Below are 21,842 nucleotides of genomic sequence, written 5' to 3' on the forward strand. Positions count from 1 at the left end.
GAAGCGTTCGCGTTGGCGCAGGTCAAGGATAGAAGCGCGTTGAACAGGTTGGACAATGCCGAGGCCCGCCTCTCTCGCGCAGCGGCCGACGAACCTGTGTGGCCGTGGATCTTCCGCTTCGATGAACGAAAGCTGGCCGGATTTCGAGCGCAGGTCGCCGGCAGCCTGGGGCGGGTGGGGGTCGCAGAGAACGCACTGCGGATCGCGATCGACCCATATCAGGCGCCGAAGCCCCGTGCGGTGATGGATCTGCTCCGTGCCGACGTGCTCGTTCAATCGGGCAACGTGGATGAGGCATGCCGGGTCGCTACTGAGGCGTTCGACGTGGGAAAGACCTACGGCTCGGAGCGCGTCACCCGCGCCGTAGCCACATTCCGGAACAAGCTTGGCAAACGGCCTGGTCAGGCAGTTGCCGCCCTTGACGAACGCTTGTACTCCACATACAGGGAGGAACCTTGACGCGAGTGGCCGTAAGCGGTCATAGAGGGCTGTCATCCGACGTTGCGGAGCTGGTGGCCGGTGGGATTGACAGGTTGCTGGCGCAGCTTGCCCCTGCCGGTTCACCACTTATCGGAATGTCCTGCCTGGCGGACGGTGCGGACCAGATCTTCGCTACTGCTGTTCTCGGCCGAGGCGGAAGCCTTGAGGTAGTGGTCCCCGCCGAAGAATACCGTGACAGTCTTCCCGAGGCTGCGCGGTCCGGGTACGACGAACTGTTCGGTCGCGCGGGTGTCGTACACAGTTGTGTGCATCGCGCATCAACGGCCGAAGCGCACATGGACGCGAGTCGACTGATGGTCGATCGTGCCGACCATCTCGTGGCGGTGTGGGACGGCGAACCGGCGCGTGCATACGGCGGAACAGCAGACGTTGTGCAATATGCGCGAGAAAGAGGCGTTCCCGTTTTCGTGGTCTGGCCTACCGGGGCGTACCGCGACTGACGTGGCCCGGCCGGTGCGCGGGCGCCGGGTCCTCGGTGCGGAGCGTGTGGAGCGAGAACAGGCCCGCCGTTGCCGCTCAGCCGGCCGTCAGAGGTCGTCCTCGTCGTCCAGCCGGGAGAGCCAGGTGGCGAAGCGCTCCACCGGCGTCTCGAACTCCGGATTCAGGTCGACGAAGTCGCGCAGCCGCGCACCCAGCCACTCCAGGGTGACCGTCTCGGTGCCCCGGCGTTCGACAAGCTCCTCGATGCCTCGGTCGGTGAAGTACACAGCTTCCTCTCCAATGAAAGGAAGGGCCCCTTCATATCGCTTTCTGTATATGAAGGGGCCCTTCCTAACGCCTCTCAGGGGCGGGGCAGGGACGCCTCGATCAGCGCCGTCTGCTCGCCGTCGTGCGTCTTCGCCGAGCCGACCGCCGGGGCCGCCGCCGCCGGCCGGGAGATCCGGCGCAGCCGTACGCCTTCCAGGTGCTCCAGCAGGTTGAGCGCGACGAACGACCAGGCGCCCTGGTTTGCCGGCTCCTCCTGGACCCAGGCGACGTCCTCGGCGTTCGGGTACTGCGCGAGGGCGGCCCGGACCTCCTCCACCGGCAGCGGGTAGAGCTGCTCCATCCGGAGGATCGCGGTGTCGGTGATGCCGCGATCCCCGCGCGCCTGGAGCAGGTCGTAGTAGACCTTGCCGGAGCAGAGCAGCACCCGCTTGACCGACTCGGGCGCCGCCCCGGCGTTGTCGACCAGCACCGGCTGGAAGGTGCCGGTGGTGAAGTCTTCCACGCTGGAGACGCAGAGCTTGTGCCGGAGCAGCGACTTCGGGGTGAAGACCACCAGCGGCTTGCGCTTCGGCGAGAGCGCCTGCCGGCGCAGCAGGTGGAAGTAGTTCGCCGGGGTGCTCGGGATGGCGATCCGCATGTTGTCCTCGGCGCAGAGCTGGAGGAACCGCTCCGGCCGGCCGGAGGTGTGGTCCGGCCCCTGGCCCTCGTGCCCGTGCGGCAGCAGCAGGGTCAGCGCCGACTGCTGGGCCCACTTCACCTCGCCGGAGGAGATGAACTCGTCGACCACCGTCTGCGCGCCGTTGGCGAAGTCGCCGAACTGCGCCTCCCAGAGCACCAGCGCCTCGGGGTTCTCCACCGAGTAGCCGTACTCGAAGCCCATCGCCGCGTACTCGCTGAGCAGCGAGTCGTGCACGAAGAACCGGGCCCGGTCGCCGCCCAGGGTGCTCAGCGGGGCGTGCTCGGCGCCGGTCCGGGAGTCGACGATGACGGCGTGCCGCTGCACGAAGGTGCCGCGCCGGGAGTCCTGGCCGGCGAGCCGGACGGTCACGCCGTCCTGGAGCAGCGCCCCGAAGGCGATGATCTCGCCGAAGCCCCAGTCGATGTTGCCGGACTCGGCCATCCTGGCCCGCCGGTCCAGCAACTGCTGGATCCGCCTGTGCGGGCTGAAGCCGTCGGGCAGGTCGGTGTGCGCCGTACCGACCGCGCGGAGCGCGTCGACGGAGGTGGCGGTCTCCACCTCCGGCTCCGGCTCGGGCTGCCGTCGGGGCCGGCTCGCGGGGCGGGCCGACGAGGCGGCGTCGCGGGTGGCCTTGAAGACCCGCTCCAACTGGGACTGGAAGTCGCGCAGCAGCTCCTCGGCGTCCTCCAGGGTGATGTCGCCGCGCCCGATCAGCTCCTCGGTGTAGAGCTTCCGGACCGACCGCTTGGAGTCGATGATCTTGTACATCAAAGGGTTGGACATGGCCGGGTCGTCGCCCTCGTTGTGCCCGCGCCGCCGGTAGCAGACCATGTCGATCACGACGTCCTTGTTGAACGCCTGGCGGTATTCGAAGGCGAGCCGGGCCACCCGGACCACGGCCTCCGGGTCGTCGCCGTTGACGTGGAAGATCGGTGCCTGGATCATCCGGGCCACGTCGGTGCTGTAGAGGCTCGACCGCGAGTATTCCGGTGCGGTGGTGAAGCCGACCTGGTTGTTCACCACCACGTGCACGGTGCCGCCGGTGCGGTAGCCGCGCAACTGCGACAGGTTGAGCGTCTCGGCGACCACGCCCTGGCCGGCGAAGGCGGCGTCGCCGTGCACCGCCACCGGCAGCACGGTGTAGCCCTCCAGCTTGAGGTCGATCCGGTCCTGCTTGGCCCGGACGATCCCCTCCAGCACCGGGTCGACCGCCTCCAGGTGGGACGGGTTGGCGGTCACCGACACCTTGATCGAGTGCTCGCCGTCCGGCGTGGTGAACTTGCCGGCCTGGCCGAGGTGGTACTTGACGTCGCCGGAGCCCTGCGTCGAGCGCGGGTCGAGGTGTCCCTCGAACTCGGAGAAGATCTTCTCGTACGGCTTGCCGACGATGTTGGCCAGCACGTTGAGCCGGCCCCGGTGGGCCATCCCGATCACGACCTCGTCCAGGTCGTTCTCGGCGGCCGACTCCAGCACCTCGCCGAGGAGCGGGATCAACGACTCGCCGCCCTCCAGCGAGAAGCGCTTCTGGCCGACGTACTTGGTCTGTAGGAAGGTCTCGAACGCCTCGGCCGCGTTGAGCCGGTTGAGCACGTGCTTCTGCTCGTCCGGCGCCGGCTTGGTGTATTTCCGCTCGATCCGCTCCTGGATCCAGCGCCGCTCCTCCGGGTCCTGGATGTGCATGTACTCGATGCCGACCCGGCGGCAGTAGGAGTCCCGGAGCACTCCGAGGACCTCGCGCAGCTTCATCTTCTGCTTGCCGGCGAAGCCGCCGACCGGGAAGGTCCGGTCCAGGTCCCAGAGCGTGAGCCCGTGCTGGAGTACGTCGAGGTCCGGGTGCTTCCGGATCTTGAACTCCAGCGGGTCGGTGTCCGCCATCAGGTGCCCACGGACCCGGTAGGCGTGGACGATCTCGATCACCCGGGCGGTCTTGTTGATCTGCCCCTCGGAGCTGACCGCCACGTCCCGCATCCAGCGCACCGGCTCGTAGGGGATCCGCAGCGAGGTGAAGATCTGGTCGTAGAAGCCGTGCCCGCCGAGGACCAGCTCATGGATGGTCTTGAGGAACTCACCCGACTGCGCGCCCTGGATGATCCGGTGGTCATACGTGCTGGTCAGCGTGATGATCTTGCTGACGGCCAGCTCGGCGAGGGTCTCCTCGGACATCCCCTGGTACGGCGCCGGATACTCCATCGCGCCGACCCCGATGATCGTGCCCTGCCCGACCATCAGCCTCGGCTGCGAGTGCACCGTGCCGATCCCGCCCGGGTTGGTCAGCGAGATCGTCGTGCCGCCGTAGTCCTCCATGGTCAACTCGTTGCGCCGGGCCCGCCGGACGATGTCCTCGTACGCCTGCCAGAACTGCCGGAAGTCCATCTGCTCGCCGGCCTTGATGGACGGCACCACCAGGGTGCGGGAGCCGTCCGGCTTGGCCAGGTCGATCGCGATGCCGAGGTTGACGTGCTCCGGCCTGACCAGCGCCGGCCTGCCGTCGACCTCGGCGAAGGAGTTGTTCATCTCCGGGTGCTCGGCGAGCGCCTTGATCAGGGCCCAGCCGATCAGGTGGGTGAAGCTGACCTTGCCGCCGCGCCCCCGGGCCAGGTGGTTGTTGATGACGATGCGGTTGTCCACCAGCAGCTTGGCCGGGATCGCGCGCACGCTGGTCGCGGTCGGCACCGCCAGCGAGGCGTCCATGTTCTGCACGATCCGGGCGGCGACGCCGCGCAGCGGGGTGGTCTGCGGGCCGGCGGCAGCCGCGCCGTCCGGTGCGGCGGCGGCCTTCGACGTACCCGTGCCCTTCGGTGCGCCCGTACCCTTCGTCGTCGCGCCGGCCTTCGGCGTCTCGGCGGTCTTCGTCGTCTCGGCGGCCTTCGACGCGTCGGCGCTCTTCGGCGTCGCGGCGGTGGTCTTCGCGGCGGTCGTGGTCTTCGGGCTCGCGCTCGGCTTGGCCCCGGCGGAAGCCCTGCCGTCCGGCTTCGGCCGGGTCGTGGCGGTGGCCTCCGGCGTCGGGGTGCCAGACCTGGCCGGCGTGGCGTCGGCCTTCGCCGGGCGGGCGGGCGCCGGCTGCTCGGCGGTCGCGGCGGAGCCACCGGCACCGGTCACCGTGCTGTCACCGGCACCGCCGCCGTCCGGGCCGGCCTGCCCGGCGTTCGGTCGGTAGTCGGCGAAGAAGTCGTGCCATGCTGGATCGACGCTGGCGGGGTCGGCGAGGTAACGCTGGTACATTTCCTCGACGATCCACTCGTTGGGGCCGAACCCCGCCAGTGGATTGTCCTGCGAAGTCTGCTGGGTCGACACGGCCGGTAATCGCCTCTTTCACGCGGGTCGTATGTCACGCGGTCTCCTGCCACCCGGGCCGGGGGGCTGCGTCGAAAGACGCGTCCAAGGCTACGCCGTGCGGTAACCGACAGCATTGTCGCATCGGACCCGTGTCGTGTTTCACAGGTTTTGCGAGTTGTCGGCTGATCGGTAACAAGGAACCCGGCCGGGCCGGTAACGAGGAACCCGACCGGGATCGATGACCCCGGCCGGGTTCCGGTGAACTGTCTAGCCCTGCCCGAGGGTCAGGAGACGTCGCGCTTCCGCATGATCAGCGTGCCGATGGTGCCGGTCACCACCGCGTAGGCGATCATGACGGCGGCACCCGCCCAGCGGGGCGGGCTGCCCGGCAGGTCGGTGCCGGTGGCCATCAACTGGGAGGCCAGCGACGGCACGATCAACTGAAGGTTGTTGATCCAGTCGCCGAACCGGTCGGCCAGGATCGACAGCACGATGATCGCCCCGATGTAGCCGGCGAGGTAGACCAGCAGCGCCGTGACGGTGGCGCCGATCTGGCTGCGGATCAACACCCCGAACCCGATGCCGAAGACGGCCCAGAGCAGGTAGGCGAGCCCGTTGAGCCCGATCGCCTGCCACACCGCGCCGACGCCGAGCTGGCTCGACACGTCCAGGCTGCCCAGGATGAGTGGGGTGAACACCAGGTTGAGACCGGTGGTGACGACCCAGAAGAGCAGCCCCAGGATGCCGGCGGCGACCAGCTTCGCCAGCACCACGGCGGTCCGGTGCGGCGTGGTCAGGAACGTCGTGGTGGCGGTCTGGTGCTGGAACTCGTTGGTGACCACGAGCACACCGAGCAGCATCACGATCAGCACGCCGAAGAACTGGCCGTTGGTGTAGAGATTCGCCGCCACGTTGACGTGCTCCCCGGCCGCCTGGAACTGCGGGTTCTGCGCGTCCGCCTCGGGCACGCCGACGCCGGCCGGATCGAGCAGGGCCTGGGACTGGAAATAGTTGATCAGCAGGGTCAGCCCCCAGAGGGGCAGCGTGATCAGGGCAAAGACCCACCAGGTGTTCGTGGTGCGGATCTTCAGCAGCTCGGAGCGGACCAGGTTCATCGGATCCCCGCCTTTCCGGCCGTCAGCTCCAGGAAGACGCCCTCCAGGTCCGGGCGCTCGGTGGTCAGCTCGTGCAGCTCGACCTTTGCCGCCAGCGCGGCCCGGCCCACCGTCGGGGCGTCCGCCCCCTCGACCAGCAGCAGGCCGTCGTCACTCCGGGTCACCGTGGCGCCGTTGCCGGTCAGCGCGGCGGCCAGCTCGTCGCCCTGCGGGGTCCGGACCCGGACCCGGCCCGTCTGGGCCATCGAGCCGACCACCTCGTCGATGCGGCCCTGCCGGACCAGCTTGCCGGCAGCGATGATCACCACGTCGTCGGCGAGCAACTGCATCTCGGAGAGCAGGTGGCTGGAGACCAGCACCGTACGCCCCTCGGCGGCGAGCGCCTTGAGGAAGCCGCGCATCCAGCGGATGCCCTCCGGGTCGAGCCCGTTCGCCGGCTCGTCCAGGATCAGCACCCGGGGATCACCGAGCATGGCGGCGGCGATGCCGAGCCGCTGCCTCATCCCCAGCGAGTAGCCCTTGAACTTCCGCTTGGCGGCCGGGGTGAGCCCGACCAGGGCGAGCGCCTCGTCGGCCCGCTGCTTCGGCAGCCCGGCGGCGGCACAGGTCACCCGCAGGTGGTTGACCCCGGTGCGGCCCTTGTGCGCACTCGACGCCTCCAGCACCGCCCCGACGTGCCGGATCGGTTGCGACAGGTCCGCGTACCGGGCGCCGCCGATGGTCGCGCTGCCCGCCGTCGGCGTGACAAGGTTGAGCAGCATCCGCAGCGTGGTCGTCTTGCCGGCACCGTTCGGGCCCAGGAAGCCGGTGACCCGGCCCGGCTCGACGCTGAACGACAGGTTGTCGACCGCGCGGACATTGCGATAGACCTTCGTAAGACCGGAGACCACTATCTGGCCGCTTCCGGCTGTTGGGCTCAGTCGCCCGTCGGACATGTCTCTCCCTCCGTGAGGCGTCGCCGTGCCGGCCACGCCGTCACCCAGCGTCGACAATCTGAGCCGCGCGGTCAATCGGGATCATTGCGTACCCGGTCCTCATCCCTGGGCAGGAGCCCGTCCTCCTCGAGCACGAGCCGCGCGGTGTGCGGAGGAGGGGCGAAATTTACCAGCTCGGACGCCCCCTGCGGGGGAGGTCGCGATTCTTGCCCGCCGGCCGGGCGCCGCGACCACATCCCGTTCACCGTTTCGACACGCCACCGGCCGTCAGCCGACACGTCCAGGGCAGGCCGGGGGCCTACACAGAGACCATGGCCGTTCTGCTCACCGCCCCGGCACAAACCGGGACCAGCGGATACACCCTGCTGATCGCCGAGGGCGCATCGCAGGTAGCCGCCGCACAACGACTCCGGCACGCCGTGTTCGTCGACGAGTTCGGCGCAAACCTCCGCTCGCCGACCCCCGGACTCGATGTCGACGATCTCGACAGGTACTGCGAGCACCTCATCGTCCGGGAGGACCGGTCCGGGGCGGTGGTCGGCACGTACCGGATGCTCCTGCCGGACCGGGCGGCCCGCGCCGGCCGGCGGTACGCCGAGGGCGAGTTCGACCTCTCCCCGCTCGCGCCGCTCCGCGACGAGGTGGTCGAGATCGGCCGATCCTGCGTCGACCCGGCGCACCGGTCCGGCGCCGTGATCAACCTGATGTGGGCCGGTATCGCGCGTTACCTGCAACTGCGCGGCCTCCGCTGGCTCGCCGGCTGCGCCTCGGTGCCGCTGCACGACGGTGGCGCGACCGCGCTCGGGGTCTGGGCGGAGGTGCGGCGGCGTCACCTCTCGCCGCCGCCGATGCGGGTCCGGCCGCACCGACCCTGGCTCGCCGAGCCGGCCGCCGCGGCCGCGCTGGCCTCCGCCGAGGCGGCCGCCGCCACCGGCGCGGCTCCGGCCGCCACCGGCGGCCGGGTGGCGATGCCGCCGCTGCTCCGCGGCTATCTGCGGCTGGGCGCCTGGGTCTGCGGAGAGCCGGCGTACGACCCCGAGTTCGACGTGGCCGACCTCTACGTCCTGCTCTCGATGGACCGGATGCCCGACCGGTACCGCCGGCACTTCCTCGGCCCGGACCGATGAGCACCCGGATCGCGCCGGCCCCGACCCGACCGGACCCGAGCGCCGCCCCGACACCCGACCGACCGCAGCCCGGCCCCGGTCCTGCCTCTGCCGTTCCGGTCTCTGCCGTTCCGGTCTCTGCCGTTCCGGCCACTTCCGCTCTGGCCTCCTCCGGGACCGCGCGCCAGCGCAGGTCGCTGTGGCGGCCGCAGTCCACCTGCGGGCCGGCCTGCCTGCCGGCGCCGGGGGAGACGCCGAGGGTCTCCGGAGCGCGCCAACTGGTCCGGCTGGTGGCGCTCGTCGGTGCCCTGCTCTTCGGCGCGCTGTTGCTGCCGGTGCTTCCGGTCCTGTCCCGGGCCGGCCGGCAGGTCGCCGGGCGGAGGTGGGCCCGCATGGTGTTGCGGGCCGGCGGCATCCGCCTCGACGTGCGGGGTCGGCCGCCGCAGCGACGGGCGCTGCTGGTGGCCAACCACGTCTCCTGGCTGGACGTCCTCGCCATCCTCGCCGTCACCCCGGCCCGGTTGCTGGCCAAGCACGAGGTGCGCCGCTGGCCGCTGATCGGGCCGCTGGCGGCGCTCGGCGGGACGGTCTTCATCGACCGGACCCGGCCGCGGACGCTGCCGGAGACGGTGGCACAGGTGGCGGAGGTGCTCCGGGTCGACGGCGTGGTCGCGGTCTTCCCGGAGGGTACGACCTGGTGCGGCCTGCCCCGGCGGGCGATCGGTTGCGGCGGGGCGGTCCCGTTCCGCCCGGCGCTCTTCCAGGCCGCGATCGACGCGGCGGCACCGGTGGTGCCGGTACGCCTCACCTACCGCCTCGCGCCGGTCGGGTCGGCCGGGGCGCTCGCCACCGGCTCCGGGGCGGCCGGGGCGGGGGCCGGGGACACCACGGCACCGGCCTTCCTGGCCGAGGAGAGCCTCTACACCTCGGTACGCCGGACGCTGGCGCTGCGCGGCCTGGTGGTGACCCTCACGGTCGTCGACGAGCCGTGGGCCGACGGCACCGTGGACCGGCGCCGACTCGCCGCGGCGGCACAATCGGCGGTACGCGGCACCGCCGTACCCGCCGGTGCTGCCGGGGGACCCGCAGTGCCCGCCGGTGCCGCCGTCGCCGAGCCTCCGGGGGATACGGTGCCGCTGGAACTGGCGGCCTGAGCCCCGAGGTCGCTGCCCGCCGAAGGTCGACGTCGCTCCCCACCGAAGGCCGACGTCGCTCCCCGCCGAGCTGGCGACCTGGCGCCGCTGCTCGCTCTGCGGACGCGTGGGCGTTCTTTTCGGCAACGCGATGTATCGCGTTATCGTGGTGGGACGCACGTCCGCCGTCCGTGCCCGCGCCCTGCCGGCCGGATCGGCCAGCAACCGGAGCGAGGCGATATGACGACCGTGTTCGGCCACGGCCGGCTCCGGCTCTATCTGCTGAAGCTGCTCGACGGTGGGCCTCGGCACGGCTACGAGCTGATCCGGCTGCTCGAGGAGCGCTTTCTCGGGCTGTACGCGCCGAGCGCCGGCACGATCTATCCCCGCCTCGCCCGCCTGGAGGCCGAGGGGCTTGTCACACACGACGCGGTCGGCGGCCGGAAGGTCTACCGGATCACCGAGGAGGGTCGGGCCGAGCTGCTGCGGCGGGCCGACGAGCTGGCCAGGCTGGAGTTTGAGATCCGCGCCTCGGTCTCGGACCTGACGCGGCTGGCGGGTGCGATCCGGTCCGAGGTACGCGGCTCGGTCCGCGATCTCAAGCAGGAGCTGCGGGCCGCCCTCCGACAGACCCGCCGGGGCGCCGGGGCGTGGGATCCGGGCGCGACGCGCCAGGACGCGCCGACGGGTGCCGGCGCGGAAACCGGAGCGGGACCAGGGGCCGGCACGGGAACGGGCGGCGGCGCGGCAACGGCTGCCGGTCCGGCAACAGGCGGCGGAGCGGGAAGAGGTGCCGGTGCGGCCGGAGACTGTCCGCCGGGACCGCACGCCGAGGAGTGGGCGGCCGGCGACCGGGCGAACCGGGCACAGGGGGACGATCCCGGCGACGAGTTCGACCGGGAGCTGCTGGCCTTCGTCGCCGAGGTACGCGCGCTGGCCCGCAGCGGCCACTTCACGGAGAACCAGCTGCGTACGGCGGCCCGGGTGCTCAACGGGGCCCTGGACGGGCTGCGCCGGCTGCTGCGCTGACCGCGGGAACGGCACGGTGCCGACTCTCAGAAAACTTTCAGGGGTTGCTCAGCCGAGCCGCAGCGGAAACACGGATGATGGCCAGATGGCAGCGACAACCCAGTGCGAGGCCCGGCTACTCGTCGTGGAGGACGACCCGAACATCCTCGAGCTGCTCTCCGCCAGTCTGAGGTTCGCCGGCTTCGACGTGGCCACCGCCACCAGCGGGAGCGCGGCGGTCAGCGCGGCGAAGGAGCGGCGCCCCGACCTGGTCGTCCTCGACGTCATGCTGCCCGACCTCGACGGTTTCGAAGTGATCCGGCTGCTCCGGGAGGGTGGCACCCGTACCCCGGTGGTCTTCCTCACCGCCCGGGACGCGACCGACGACAAGATCCGCGGGTTGACCCTCGGCGGCGACGACTACGTCACCAAGCCGTTCAGCCTGGAGGAGCTGACCGCCCGGATCCGGGCGGTGCTGCGGCGGACCGCGACCGGTGAGCACGCCCCGTCCCGGCTCACCTTCGCCGACCTGGAGCTGGACGAGGAGACCCACGAGGTGCACCGGGCCGGCAAGCGGGTGCAGCTCTCGCCGACCGAGTTCAAGCTGCTGCGCTACCTGATGCTCAACGCCAACCGGGTGCTCTCCAAGGCGCAGATCCTGGACCACGTCTGGAACTACGACTTCCGGGGCGACGACAACATCGTGGAGTCCTACATCTCCTACCTACGGCGCAAGGTCGACACCACCCAGCCCCGGCTGATCCACACCCTGCGTGGGGTCGGCTACGTGCTCCGCAAGCCGGCGGCGTGAATGCCGCTCTGCCGCTGAAGGGGCGGCTGCGGGCCACCCCGCTGCGGATCAAGCTGGTCGCCGCCGTCCTCGTCCTGGTCGCCGCCGCGCTGGTGGTGATCAGCGTGATGACGGCCTTCTTCCTGCGCAGTTACCTGGTCGGCCGGATCGACGACCAGCTCCAGGACTTCACCCGCCAGTCGAACGGAGAGCTGTTCGACCGGCTCCAGCGCGACCCGGAGACCGGGCGGCCGACGCTGCCCACCGACTATCTGGTGGTGCTGGTCAGCCAGCGGGACCGCAACTACATCCCGCTCTACGACGATCATGCGCTGGACGTGCCGAACCTGCCCGGCACGCTCAGCGACGCCGCCTGGTACAACCGGCACGCCGACCGGAAGATCTTCACCGTCGCGTCGAGCGACCGGCAGTACCGCTGGCGGATGATGATCGTGCGCGGTACGGACGGCAGCTTCCTCGCCGTCGGGCAGCACCTCACCGAGGTCGACCTGGCGGTCAAGGAGCTGATCTGGATCGACGTGCTGGTCGGCGGATCTGTGCTGATCACCCTCGCGGCGGCGGGGGCGGCGATCGTGCGTACCAGTCTGAGACCGCTGGTGGAGATCGAGCGGACCGCGGCGGCCATCGCCGGCGGCGACCTGTCCCGCCGGGTGCCCGATCCGGAGCCGGGCGAGATCGAGGCGAAGACCGAGCTCGGCCGGCTCTCCCGGACCCTGAACACCATGCTCAGCCAGATCGAGATGGCCTTCACCGCCCGGGCCGCCTCCGAGGCGGCGGCCCGGGCGGCCGAGTCGAACGCGCGCGGCGCGGAGGCGGCGGCCCGCAACGCCGCACTGGCCGCCCAGGCGTCGGAGTCGCGGTCCCGGCGCTCCGAGGAGCGGATGCGGCAGTTCATCGCCGACGCCTCGCACGAACTGCGTACCCCGCTGACCACCATCCGGGGTTTCGCCGAGCTGCACCGCCAGGGTGCCGCGGCCTCGCCCGAGGAGACGGCCCGGCTGCTCCGCCGGATCGAGGACGAGGCGGCCCGGATGGGGCTGCTCGTCGAGGACCTGCTGCTGCTGGCCAGGCTCGACCGGGAACGACCGCTCACCCTGGCCCCGGTCGAGTTGCCGGTGCTGGCCAGCGACGCGGTGCAGGCGGCCAAGGTGATCGCGCCGGAGCGGTCGATCAGCCTGGAGATCGAGCAGGGTGCCGGCTCGCTCGTGGTGTACGGCGACGACGCCCGGCTGCGCCAGGTGCTCGGCAACCTGATGACCAACGCCCTCACCCACACCCCGCCGGAGGCGGCGGTGACGCTGCGCCTGCGGGCCGAGCGGGACGCGCGGGCCGAGCGGGACGAGGCGGTCATCGAGGTCGCCGACACCGGCCCCGGGCTGAGCCCGGAGCAGGCCGAGCGGGTCTTCGAGCGGTTCTACCGGGCGGACGCCGCGCGGACCCGCCGGGCCGGCGGCGGGGTGAGCACCGGACTCGGGCTGGCCATCGTCAGCGCACTGGTGGCGGGGCATGACGGCAGCGTCGCGGTGGTTGACACCCCCGGCGGCGGGGCGACCTTCCAGGTGCGGCTGCCACGCGCACCGGAGGTCTCCGAGGAGCTGGAGATCGCCGACGGACCGGAAGTCTCCGGGCACCCGGAAACGCCGGATCAATCGACGTAGAGTAATTCTCAGGGAATCTCCAGGCGGGTTCAAGGTACGTCGCAGAGCGAGGGGGCAAGGTAAGGGCATGAGCGACTTCGAGACCGACCCGCAGCGGCGGCCGGCCAACGCCGACCGCGAGCACTCGCACCCCACCGCGGAGCTGCCGCGCGACGACCGCGGGCCGTCCGATTCCGGCGCGACCGGCGCCGACGCGGCCCCGACGGCCGCCCACCCCTCCCGCGCCGAGGCCGCCCCGACGGGCGGCTACTCCCCCGGCGCCGACGCGACCGCGTCGACCACCGGCCCGGCAGCCTCCAGCGGTGCCCCGTACGGCACCCCGCCCGCCTCCGGGCAGCCGTACGGCCCGACGCCGGCCTCGGGCCAGCCGTACGGCGCCAACCCGTACGCCGCAGCGCCGGCCTCGGGCCAGCCGTACGGCGCCAACCCGTACGCCGCGGCGCCCGCCTCCGGGCAGCCGTACAGCCTGCCGCCGGCCGGCCGCACCGGTGCTTCTCCGGTGGCGTCCGGCCCGACCGGCACCGGCCAGTGGCAGGCGCCGCCCGCCGGTCAGCACCCGCACTCGCCGTGGGCGGCACCCGGCCAGGGCGGCCACACCGGGCCGTACGCTCCGGCCTCCGGGGCACCGCCGCAGCCGCCGCACTCCGGCGGACCGGTGCCGCCGCCCTGGGCCACCCCCGGCACTCCCGGGCGTCCGTCCGGTCCCGGCCGCGTCGGCAGGGTCCTGGCGATCGGGGTGGCGGCGCTGGCCCTGATGGTCGGCTCCGGCCTGGCGGGTGGCGCCATCGCCACCGCGCTCGACGACGACGCTCCGGGGGTCACCAACCGCACCTACTCGGCGGCCCCCGTCATCAACCCGGCCGACCTGCCGAAGATCGCCGCCCAGGTCCAGGACAGCGTGGTCTCGATCAGCACCGGCAGTGCCGAGGGGTCGGGCGTGGTGATGAGCGCCGACGGTTTCGTGCTGACCAACAACCACGTGGTGGCCAGCGCCAACGGCGGCGAGGTCAAGGTCTTCTTCGCGGACGGCCGGAACGCGGCCGCCAAGGTCGTCGGCACCGATCCGAAGACCGACCTGGCCGTGGTGAAGGCCGAGGGGGTCGCCGACCTGACCACCGCGAAGTTCGGTGACAGCGACGCGATGCAGGTCGGCGACCAGGTTCTCGCGCTCGGCAGCCCGCTCGGCCTGCAGGGTTCGGTGACCGCCGGGATCATCAGCGCCCGGGACCGGACCATCCGGGCCGGTGGCGGGGGCGAGCAGAACCCGTTCGAGAACCCGCAGGAGGGTGCCACCTCGATCTCCGGCCTGCTGCAGACCGACGCCCCGATCAACCCGGGCAACTCCGGTGGTGCGCTGGTCAACACCAAGGCGGAGGTCATCGGCATCAACACCGCCATCCTGACCGCCGGCGGTGGCAACGGAAACATCGGCGTCGGTTTCGCGATCCCGAGCAACAAGGCCATGACGGTCGCCCAGGCGCTCCAGCGGGGTGAGGAGGTCAGCCACCCGTCGCTCGGGGTCCAGGTGACCCCGGCCGAGGACGGCGGGGCGCTGATCGCCGGGGTGGTGCCGGGCAGCCCGGCCGAGCAGGCCGGCCTCCAGCAGGGCGACGTGGTGACCCAGTTCGGCGACAAGAAGATCGCCGACGCCGATGATCTGGTCGGCGCCGTGCAGGCGGGCAAGGTCGGTGACCAGGTGCGGGTGACCTACTCCCGAAATGGAGTGGAAAAGACGGCAACCGTGACGCTCGCCGAAACGTCGTAAGGAGAGAACCCTCCGTACGCTTCGGGGTAGACCTTCCGTACGGGCGGAAGTAAGCCTCCTCCCCAGGGCGGCGGGCGACATGACCAAGGGGGTTGGTCAGGTCGCCCGCCGCTCCTCTCTTTCCTTCCGCACCGATCCGCTTCACCTGCTCCGGGTGAGCACGGCTCACCCGGGCGGGGGCGAGTATCGGGAGTGGTCCGGCCTCGACGGCGGACCGGTCCCCGGCGGGTCGGCCGGGGGCGGAGCGGGACCCGGGGAGGAACGGCGATGAGTACCGCGACGATGGCGCGCAGTGACGCCGATATTCAGGGCGACGTGCTGGCCGAACTGGCCTGGGACGCCCGATTGCGGGCCAGCGAGGTGGGCGTCTCGGTCACCAGCGGCATCGTGACCCTGACCGGGCAGGTGGACAGCTACGCCCGGAAATGGGCCGCGGAACGCGCCGCGCACCGCGTCCGCGGCAACCGCGCGGTCGCCAACGACATCGAGGTACGGCTCCCCGGGGCGGCCGAGCGTACCGACACCGACATCGCCACGGCGGCGAGCCGTGCCCTGGAGTGGGACGCCTTCGTCCCGGTCGACCGGATCGAGACGACCGCCGCCAACGGCTGGCTGACGCTCCGCGGCGAGGTGGAGTGGGGCTTCCAGAAGCGTGCCGCCGAGCGGGCGCTCCGCCGGCTGACCGGGGTACGCGGGGTCACCAACCTGATCACCGTCCAGCCGACCGGCGACCTCGGCGAGGAGGAGATCGAACGGGACATCCGGATCGCGCTCGCCCGGCGCGTCGACCTCGACGCGGGCACGATCGAGATCGATGTCGACGGCGGGACCGTCGTGCTCGCCGGCGAGGTACGGTCGTGGCTGGAGCGCGAGGAGGCGGATCGGATCGCCTGGGCCGCTCCCGGCGTCACCGACGTCGAGATCCGGCTCAGCATCGCGTGCTGACCCGTGCCCACAGCCTCGTCCGCGACGGTGTCCGCGGCAGCCGTGTCCGCGGCAGCCGTGTCCGCGGCAGCCGTGTCCGCAGTCGTGCCCGCGGCAGCCGTGTCCGCCGATTCCAGGTCTCACGGAACCAGCAGCCACCCGGCCGGCACCGGAGGGAGGACCCCTTCGTGAGCAGCAACTCGTCGGAACGCGCCACCCCGGAGCGCCGGCTCCGGATCGCCATGGTCGTCCCGCCGTGGTACGAGCTTCCACCGCCCGGCTACGGCGGACTGGAACAGGTCTGCTCGGCCCTGGTCGACGCGCTGGTCGCCAGGGGGCACGAGGTGACCCTCTTCGGCGCCGGGACCGGCACCGGGACCTCCGCGCACTTCGTCGGGACCGTCCCGGAGCTGCAGCACCACCGGCTGGGCCAGATCCTGCCGGAGCTGGCCCACCTGACCCGGGCCAACCGGATGATCTCCCCGGACTCGTTCGACGTGGTCCACGACCACACCACCGCCGGCCCGTACGGCGCCGCCGAGCGTCCGGTGCCGACCGTCACCACCGTGCACGGCAGGCCGACCGGCGAGCTGCGGGAGGTGCTCGGCGACGTCGACCCCACGGTGGGCCTGGTGGCCATCTCGCACACCCAGCGACGGCTGGCCCCCGAACTGCCCTGGATCGCCACCGTGCACAACGGAATCTCGACGGCCAACCTGGTGACCAAGTCGTCGCCGGGGATGGGCCCGGTGCTCTGGCTCGCCCGGTTCAGCGCGGACAAGGGACCGGATCTGGCGATCGAGGCGTGCCGGGCCGCCGGCCTGCCGCTGGTGCTGGCCGGCAAGTGCGACGAGCGCTCCGAACGCCGCTATCTGGAACAGGTCGTGGAGCCGATGCTCGGCCCGGACGTGACCGTGCTGCGCAACCCCGACCGGGACGCCACGGTGCGGCTGATGCTCGCGGCCCGCTGTCTCATCATGCCGATCCGCTGGGAGGAGCCGTTCGGCATGGTGATGGTCGAGGCGATGGCCACCGGCACCCCGGTGGTGGCGCTGCGCCGGGGGGCCGTGCCGGAACTCGTCCGGCCGGGCGAGACCGGGTTCATCTGCGACGAGCCGGCCGAGCTGGCCGCGGCCCTGCTCCAGACGTCCCGACTGGATCCGGCCGCCTGCGCCGCGCACGTCCGCCGCGACTTCTCCGCCGAACGGATGGCGCAGGAGTACGAGCGGGTCTACCTGGCCGTCGCCGGGGCGGACCTCGAACCGTCCGTCCGGCCGGCGTCGGCGCCCACCGTCGCCTGGTGACGCCGCCACCCCGCCCGCCGTCGGGCGCGGCCTCCGCTTGCTTTTCGGGTACGACGTCAGCCACGCTCCCTGTCGGGTAGTGGACGCGAGCGCGTCAGGGTGGGATTGACGCCTTACTCTGCGAGCCGCAGCAGGACGCGGGAGGCAGGGTTCGGTGGCCGTCGTCGAGAGTCGGGTGAGCGTCTGGGAGGCGCTGGCCGGCCGTGCCCCGGGCAGTCCGGTGGGACCGGCCGATCCGGGGCTGTGGAGTGCCGTCGTCGAGCGGCTGAACCCGGCCCGGGCCCGTCCGGTGCTGCGGCCCGGCATCGAGTGCGCCGAACTGGTCTCGGTACGCGACGTGCCGTACGTGATGCTCCGCTCGCCGGACTCCGGTGGTGGCGCCTGCTACCTGCGGCTCTCGCCCGAGGAGTGGCAGCTCGCCCAGCTGATGGACGGCTCCCGCACGGTGGCCCGGCTGGTCGCGGAGTTCGCCCGGATAGCCGGCCGGCTCGCCCCGGACCAGGTCACCCGGGTCGTCGCCGACCTGGCCGGCAACCGGATGCTGGCCGAGCTGCCGGTGGACGCGTTCCGGCCGCTGGACCGGGTGCAGCGCCGGCCCTGGCCGCTGCGGCTCGGCCGGGGCCTGCTCGCCGCGGCCAGGGGCCAGCGCACGGTGGTGGCCGATGTCGACCCGCTGGTCGACCTCGTCTACCGGGCCGGTGGCCGGCTGCTCTTCACCCGGGTCGCCGCCGGGCTGCTCGGTGTGGTGGCGGTCGCCGGGCTGCTGATCTTCGGCTGGACCTGGTGGGCCGGCAGCCAGTCCCTCTTCCTGACCGACGGCTCGTACGCGGCCGGCGCGGCGGTGCTGCTCGGGCTGAACATTCTCGCGCTCGCCTCGCACGAGTTCGGGCACGCGCTGGCGACGAAGCACGCCGGACGGCGGGTGCCGGCCGCCGGCTTCCTGGTCTACTTCGGCATCCCGTCGGTCTTCGTCGACACCACCGACGTCTGGATGGCCGGCCGCCGGGCCCGGATGCTCACCACGGCGGCGGGTCCGGCGGCCGGACTGGTCCTGGCCGGTCTCGCCCAGCTCGTCGGCGTACTGGTGCCGGAGGCGGCACCGTGGACGTTCAAGCTCGCCTTCGCCTGGTATCTGAACGCGCTGTTCAACCTCAACCCGTTCCTCGCGCTCGACGGCTACTACCTGCTGATGGACTGGTTGGAGATCCCCAACCTGCGCGCACGCGGGCTCTCGTACGTGCTGGCCCGGCTGCGCCGCCGGCCACCGCGCTGGGCGCAGCTCGACCGGGAGGGGCGGATCGTCGCCCTCTACGGCACCCTCGCCGTGCTCTGGGTGGTCATCGCGGTCAATGTCGGCTGGCGGATCTGGACCGACCGGGTCGCCGGGCTGGTGCTCGGGCTCTGGCGGTCCGGCTGGCCGGCCCGACTGCTGCTGGTCGCCGTGATCGCCGGCCTGGCCGCCCCGCTGGTCTACCTCGCCGCCGGCTGGCTCGCCCGGTCCGTACGCCGGGCCCGCGCCCGCTGGGCGGAGCGGCGGCACCGGCTCGACCTGCCCCGCCGGCTGGCCGCGCTGCGGAACTCGCCGCTGGGCCGGCTGCCCGGTGCGACCCTTGCCGAGCTGGCCGAGCGGTCCGCCTGGATACGCCCGCGCACCGGCACGCACCTGGTCTTCGCCGGTGCCGCCCAGTCGACCGTCTTCCTGGTGGTGGAGGGCGCGATGGAGGGCCGGCGGCCCGGTGACCCGGGCGGGCTGGTCCGGCAGCGGGTCGGGCCGGGCGGGGTGATCGGGCTGGCGAGCGCGCTCGGCGGGGCGCCGGCGGCGCTGGACTGGCACACCGCCGGGACCCTCCTGCTGGGACTGCCGGCCCCGTCGGTGGTCGCCGGGGTGGGACCGCTGCCCGGCCCGCCGCCCACCGACCGGGCCGTGGCCGAGGCGCTCTTCAGCGAGGCGCCGGCGCTGCGCGGGCTCAGCGCCGAGGACCGGCTGGGCCTGGTCTCCGGCGCCCGGGTCGCGGCGCTCGCCGCCGGGGAGCCGATCGTACTCACCGGCGCGAACGACGCGGTGGTGGTGGAATCCGGGGTGATCGAGCTGCCGGACGGCACCCAACTGCGCCGGGGCACCCTGATCGGCCCCGCCGGGGAGGGCGAGCCGGGCACGGTGGCCACCGCCCGTACCCCGGTCCGGGTCTGGGCGCTGCCGGCGGTCACCGGCCTTCCGCTGGCCCTCGGCCCGGCCGACCCGGCGCCGCCGCCGGTCGAGCGCGGTACGCCCGGCAGCGCACCCCGGGCCGGCGTCCACCCCGACGCGGGCTATCCACCGCTGGCGGCACCGCCCGGTCCGCCACCGGCCGGCGCGGACCCGGAGGTCGACCGCCGGTTCGAGCGGCGGCTGTGGTGGCTGGTCCTGCTCTTCCTGCTGCTGGCGCTCCTCACCACGGCGAGCAACCTGATCCCCGGCCCGGCCTGGGCGGAGATGCCCGACGACCATGCCCTGCTGCGCGCCGACTCCGGCCGGGTCGACGCGGTCGTGCACGGCCGGGCCGTGCGGCTGGCCGAGGGCGAGCGGATCTACGTCTCGCAGGGCGACCAGATCCGGGTCCCGGTACGCTCCCGTGCCCTGCTGACCTATCGGGGCGGCGCGACGAGCGTCTTCTGCGCCGGCTCCCGGGCCGTGCTCGGTCCACTCTGGAGCGACGGCACCCGGACCCTCACCCCGCACGGCCGGCTGACCCTGGACACCGGCCGGATGCTCGCCGACACCGAGAGCCCGAGCGACGCCTTCGCCCCCCTGGTGCTGCTGGTGGACCGGACCGGCGGCGGGATCAGCAACCGGGGAGCGGCCCGGTACGCGGCCTGGGTCCGGGGCATCGAGGTCGCCACCGGCGAGGTACGCGTCGCCGGGGTACGCCAGCCGGAGCACCGCCGCGAGCTGGGCTGCGGCGGCGGGACACCGCCGGGCGGCGGTGGATCCCCGACACCGGGCGACCCGGAGACGGGCACGCCCGGCCTGCCGTTCCCGACACCGTCACCGACCGCCGGCCCGTCGCCGACCTCGACACCCGGGACGCCGACGCCGCCCCCGACGACCGGCGGCGGTGCCGCCCCGACGCCGGACACCGGCACACCGCCGGGCGGCCGGCCGACCACCGCCGGCCCACCGGCGACCCCGCCCCGCACCACGCGTCCCACCACCGCCGCACCCACCACGCCGGCCAACCGGCCGCCGGTGATCAGGTGGCAGGACGAGCCGGGCGGGACCCTGAGTCAGGACCAGGACGGAAAGCAGTGCACGCAGGATCCCAGGACGGCCAGCGTGGCGGTCGTCGTCTCGGACGACCGGGACTCCGGCGGCGACCTGACGGTGCTGGTGCACTGGAGCGGTTTCGCCTCGGGCTCGGCCAGGATGTCGCCGGACGGTGCCTACTACGGCACCGTCGGCCCGGTGCCGTACCCCGGGCAGGGCAACCGGGGCGGCACGCTCGACGTCTGGGTCACGGCGATGGACAGCGACGGGGCGCAGAGCCGCCTGAGCGGCGGTCCGATCACCGTGGCACCCTGCCAACCGGCGACCATCGGGTAAGGAGTTCGTAGTGCTCTGTTGGTTCTGTCCCAAGGCGGCGCGGGGCGGGTGCCGCTTCTGCGGGCGCGGGGTCTGCGAGGACCACGCGCGGTTCGGCCCGTACCTGTTGCAGGTGCACCGGTCGGAGGCGCGCGGCCGGGCCGAAGGGCTGGTGGTCGAGGACGCCGTGCAGTGCGGCACCTGCCGGCCGCGTCCACAGCCGGTGCCCATGCCCGAGCTGGACTGACGGGAAGGGCACCGGTTCCGCCGCGCTTTCCTGCTGGCGGAGTAGGGATAACCTGGAGCGACCGGCGTGCTGAGGAGGCAACCGTGGGCGACTTCGACGACGTACTCGAACGGTTGGTGACCGACCCGGCGTTCGCCGCCGCGCTCGCTGCGGATCCGGTCGTCGCGCTCGCCGGCTACCGGCTCGACGCCGACGAACTGGCCGTGCTGCAGCTTCAGACCGGTGGCGACACCGGCGCCCAGCACGCGGTGGAGACCCGGGCCAACCAGTCGAGCGCCTTCGGCATGTTCGCCCCGCTCGCCGGGCTGGCCGGAGCGTTGCCGGGAGTCGCCGAGATCGCCACCACCGGGCTCGGTCCGTCCCCGTCCGGCGGCTCCAGCGCCGCCGCATACGGCGTGGTGCAGGGGTTCGGCGCGGCGGGCGAGCCCGGGGCGGCGGTCCCGCCGCTCGTCGAGGCGCCCGGTTGCGCCGCGCCGGTCGGGCCGGGGAGTTCCGCACCGGTGGGTGGGCTGGCCGGGCTCGGTGACGAGATCGGCCGGGAGATCGGGTCGGCCACCGATGCCGCACTCGCCCAACCCGCAGGTGGGTTGGCCGGCGCGCTGGCCGATCCGGACAACGACCTCGCCGCCGCGTTGGCCGGTGCCGAGTTCGGCTTCGGTGCGGCGCCCGGTCCCGGCACCGCACCGCAGTCCGGCTTCGGGCCTGCGGCCGAGGTCGGCTTCGGGTCGGCGGCGGAGACGGGCTTCGGAGCCGCCGGAGCGGACGACCCGCCCCCGCCCACCGGTGACGCCGTGCCGCCCGTACCGGACGGCTACCGGACCCGGGTCGACGTCGACGGCGACGGGACGTGGGACCGGCACACCCTGGCGGGCCGGGCCGACGGTGGGGTCGACATCCTGGTCGACCTCGACCGGGACGGGCGTACCGACTTCGTCGGGCACGACCTGGACGCCGACGGTCTGGTCGACATCAGCGAGTATGACAAGGACCACGACGGCTTCTTCGAGAAGCGGATGTACGACGACGACGGCGACGGCTGGATGGATCGGACGGTATACGTCGACCCGCCGCCCGCCGGCCCCGCGTCCTGACCCGCGCCGCTTCGCCGCCCCG

The 21,842-nt window shown here is 72.7% G+C and carries 16 protein-coding genes; 12 read left to right on the top strand and 4 right to left on the bottom strand.

The features are described 5' to 3' along the window. The coding region (locus ACN27G_RS00080; RefSeq protein WP_421490722.1) for a hypothetical protein at nucleotides 1–459 on the top strand (459 nt) is incomplete at its 5' end. A 569-nt stretch (nucleotides 460–1,028) separates the two neighbouring features. On the opposite strand, the gene ACN27G_RS00085 is transcribed toward ACN27G_RS00080, so the two are convergent. The 4 genes from ACN27G_RS00085 to ACN27G_RS00100 form a co-directional block, all read right to left on the bottom strand. Further along, complete coding sequence (locus ACN27G_RS00085) at nucleotides 1,029–1,208, bottom strand: DUF6104 family protein (RefSeq protein ID WP_421490723.1); 180 nt, start codon at nucleotides 1,206–1,208, stop codon at nucleotides 1,029–1,031. A 74-nt stretch (nucleotides 1,209–1,282) separates the two neighbouring features. Beyond that, nucleotides 1,283–5,149: a multifunctional oxoglutarate decarboxylase/oxoglutarate dehydrogenase thiamine pyrophosphate-binding subunit/dihydrolipoyllysine-residue succinyltransferase subunit gene (locus tag ACN27G_RS00090; protein ID WP_421497182.1), complete on the bottom strand. Its 3,867-nt coding sequence runs from the start codon at nucleotides 5,147–5,149 to the stop codon at nucleotides 1,283–1,285. Nucleotides 5,150–5,448: 299 nt separating this feature from the next. Continuing rightward, nucleotides 5,449–6,279: an ABC transporter permease gene (locus ACN27G_RS00095; protein WP_421490724.1), complete on the bottom strand. Its 831-nt coding sequence runs from the start codon at nucleotides 6,277–6,279 to the stop codon at nucleotides 5,449–5,451. Beyond that, nucleotides 6,276–7,214, bottom strand: a complete 939-nt coding sequence (locus tag ACN27G_RS00100) for an ABC transporter ATP-binding protein (protein WP_421490725.1) — start codon at nucleotides 7,212–7,214, stop codon at nucleotides 6,276–6,278. Before ACN27G_RS00100 ends, ACN27G_RS00095 begins: the two co-directional genes overlap by 4 nt. Nucleotides 7,215–7,525: 311 nt before the next feature. Here ACN27G_RS00100 and ACN27G_RS00105 point away from each other — a divergent pair, with 311 nt between their 5' ends. From ACN27G_RS00105 to ACN27G_RS00155, 11 genes are all read left to right on the top strand, one after another. Next, nucleotides 7,526–8,341, top strand: coding sequence for a GNAT family N-acetyltransferase (locus ACN27G_RS00105; protein ID WP_421490726.1), 816 nt, complete (start codon nucleotides 7,526–7,528; stop codon nucleotides 8,339–8,341). A gap of 140 nt (nucleotides 8,342–8,481) precedes the next feature. Next, nucleotides 8,482–9,474 (top strand): lysophospholipid acyltransferase family protein, encoded by a 993-nt coding sequence (locus tag ACN27G_RS00110; RefSeq protein WP_421497183.1) that lies wholly within the window; start codon nucleotides 8,482–8,484, stop codon nucleotides 9,472–9,474. A 219-nt stretch (nucleotides 9,475–9,693) separates the two neighbouring features. After that, nucleotides 9,694–10,482, top strand: a complete 789-nt coding sequence (locus ACN27G_RS00115; protein ID WP_421490727.1) for a PadR family transcriptional regulator — start codon at nucleotides 9,694–9,696, stop codon at nucleotides 10,480–10,482. 85 nt (nucleotides 10,483–10,567) lie between these two features. Next, nucleotides 10,568–11,272, top strand: coding sequence for a response regulator transcription factor (locus ACN27G_RS00120; protein ID WP_421490728.1), 705 nt, complete (start codon nucleotides 10,568–10,570; stop codon nucleotides 11,270–11,272). Next, nucleotides 11,269–12,930: an ATP-binding protein gene (locus ACN27G_RS00125; RefSeq protein WP_421490729.1), complete on the top strand. Its 1,662-nt coding sequence runs from the start codon at nucleotides 11,269–11,271 to the stop codon at nucleotides 12,928–12,930. The genes ACN27G_RS00120 and ACN27G_RS00125 overlap by 4 nt, the downstream gene beginning before the upstream one ends. A gap of 67 nt (nucleotides 12,931–12,997) precedes the next feature. Further along, complete coding sequence (locus ACN27G_RS00130) at nucleotides 12,998–14,695, top strand: trypsin-like peptidase domain-containing protein (protein ID WP_421490730.1); 1,698 nt, start codon at nucleotides 12,998–13,000, stop codon at nucleotides 14,693–14,695. 267 nt (nucleotides 14,696–14,962) lie between these two features. Further along, complete coding sequence (locus tag ACN27G_RS00135; protein WP_421490731.1) at nucleotides 14,963–15,640, top strand: BON domain-containing protein; 678 nt, start codon at nucleotides 14,963–14,965, stop codon at nucleotides 15,638–15,640. A 167-nt stretch (nucleotides 15,641–15,807) separates the two neighbouring features. Next, the gene (locus tag ACN27G_RS00140; RefSeq protein WP_421490732.1) at nucleotides 15,808–16,923 is read left to right on the top strand and encodes a glycosyltransferase family 4 protein; all 1,116 of its coding nucleotides are present in this window, start codon (nucleotides 15,808–15,810) and stop codon (nucleotides 16,921–16,923) included. Nucleotides 16,924–17,077: 154 nt separating this feature from the next. After that, nucleotides 17,078–20,503 (top strand): cyclic nucleotide-binding protein, encoded by a 3,426-nt coding sequence (locus ACN27G_RS00145; protein WP_421490733.1) that lies wholly within the window; start codon nucleotides 17,078–17,080, stop codon nucleotides 20,501–20,503. 10 nt (nucleotides 20,504–20,513) lie between these two features. After that, nucleotides 20,514–20,729 (top strand): hypothetical protein, encoded by a 216-nt coding sequence (locus tag ACN27G_RS00150; RefSeq protein WP_331212251.1) that lies wholly within the window; start codon nucleotides 20,514–20,516, stop codon nucleotides 20,727–20,729. A gap of 83 nt (nucleotides 20,730–20,812) precedes the next feature. After that, nucleotides 20,813–21,820: a hypothetical protein gene (locus tag ACN27G_RS00155; protein WP_421490734.1), complete on the top strand. Its 1,008-nt coding sequence runs from the start codon at nucleotides 20,813–20,815 to the stop codon at nucleotides 21,818–21,820. Nucleotides 21,821–21,842: the final 22 nt, after the last annotated feature.

The sequence above is a fragment of the Plantactinospora sp. WMMB334 genome (assembly GCF_049179095.1).
GTDB lineage: Bacteria > Actinomycetota > Actinomycetes > Mycobacteriales > Micromonosporaceae > Plantactinospora.

Bases quoted from the DNA above. Each gene is read 5' to 3' on its own strand.
- ACN27G_RS00095 (WP_421490724.1), bottom strand. From the start codon at position 6,279: ATGAACCTGGTCCGCTCCGAGCTGCTGAAGATCCGCACCACGAACACC.
- ACN27G_RS00100 (WP_421490725.1), bottom strand. From the start codon at position 7,214: ATGTCCGACGGGCGACTGAGCCCAACAGCCGGAAGCGGCCAGATAGTG.
- ACN27G_RS00105 (WP_421490726.1), top strand. From the start codon at position 7,526: ATGGCCGTTCTGCTCACCGCCCCGGCACAAACCGGGACCAGCGGATAC.
- ACN27G_RS00115 (WP_421490727.1), top strand. From the start codon at position 9,694: ATGACGACCGTGTTCGGCCACGGCCGGCTCCGGCTCTATCTGCTGAAG.
- ACN27G_RS00120 (WP_421490728.1), top strand. From the start codon at position 10,568: ATGGCAGCGACAACCCAGTGCGAGGCCCGGCTACTCGTCGTGGAGGAC.
- ACN27G_RS00130 (WP_421490730.1), top strand. From the start codon at position 12,998: ATGAGCGACTTCGAGACCGACCCGCAGCGGCGGCCGGCCAACGCCGAC.
- ACN27G_RS00135 (WP_421490731.1), top strand. From the start codon at position 14,963: ATGAGTACCGCGACGATGGCGCGCAGTGACGCCGATATTCAGGGCGAC.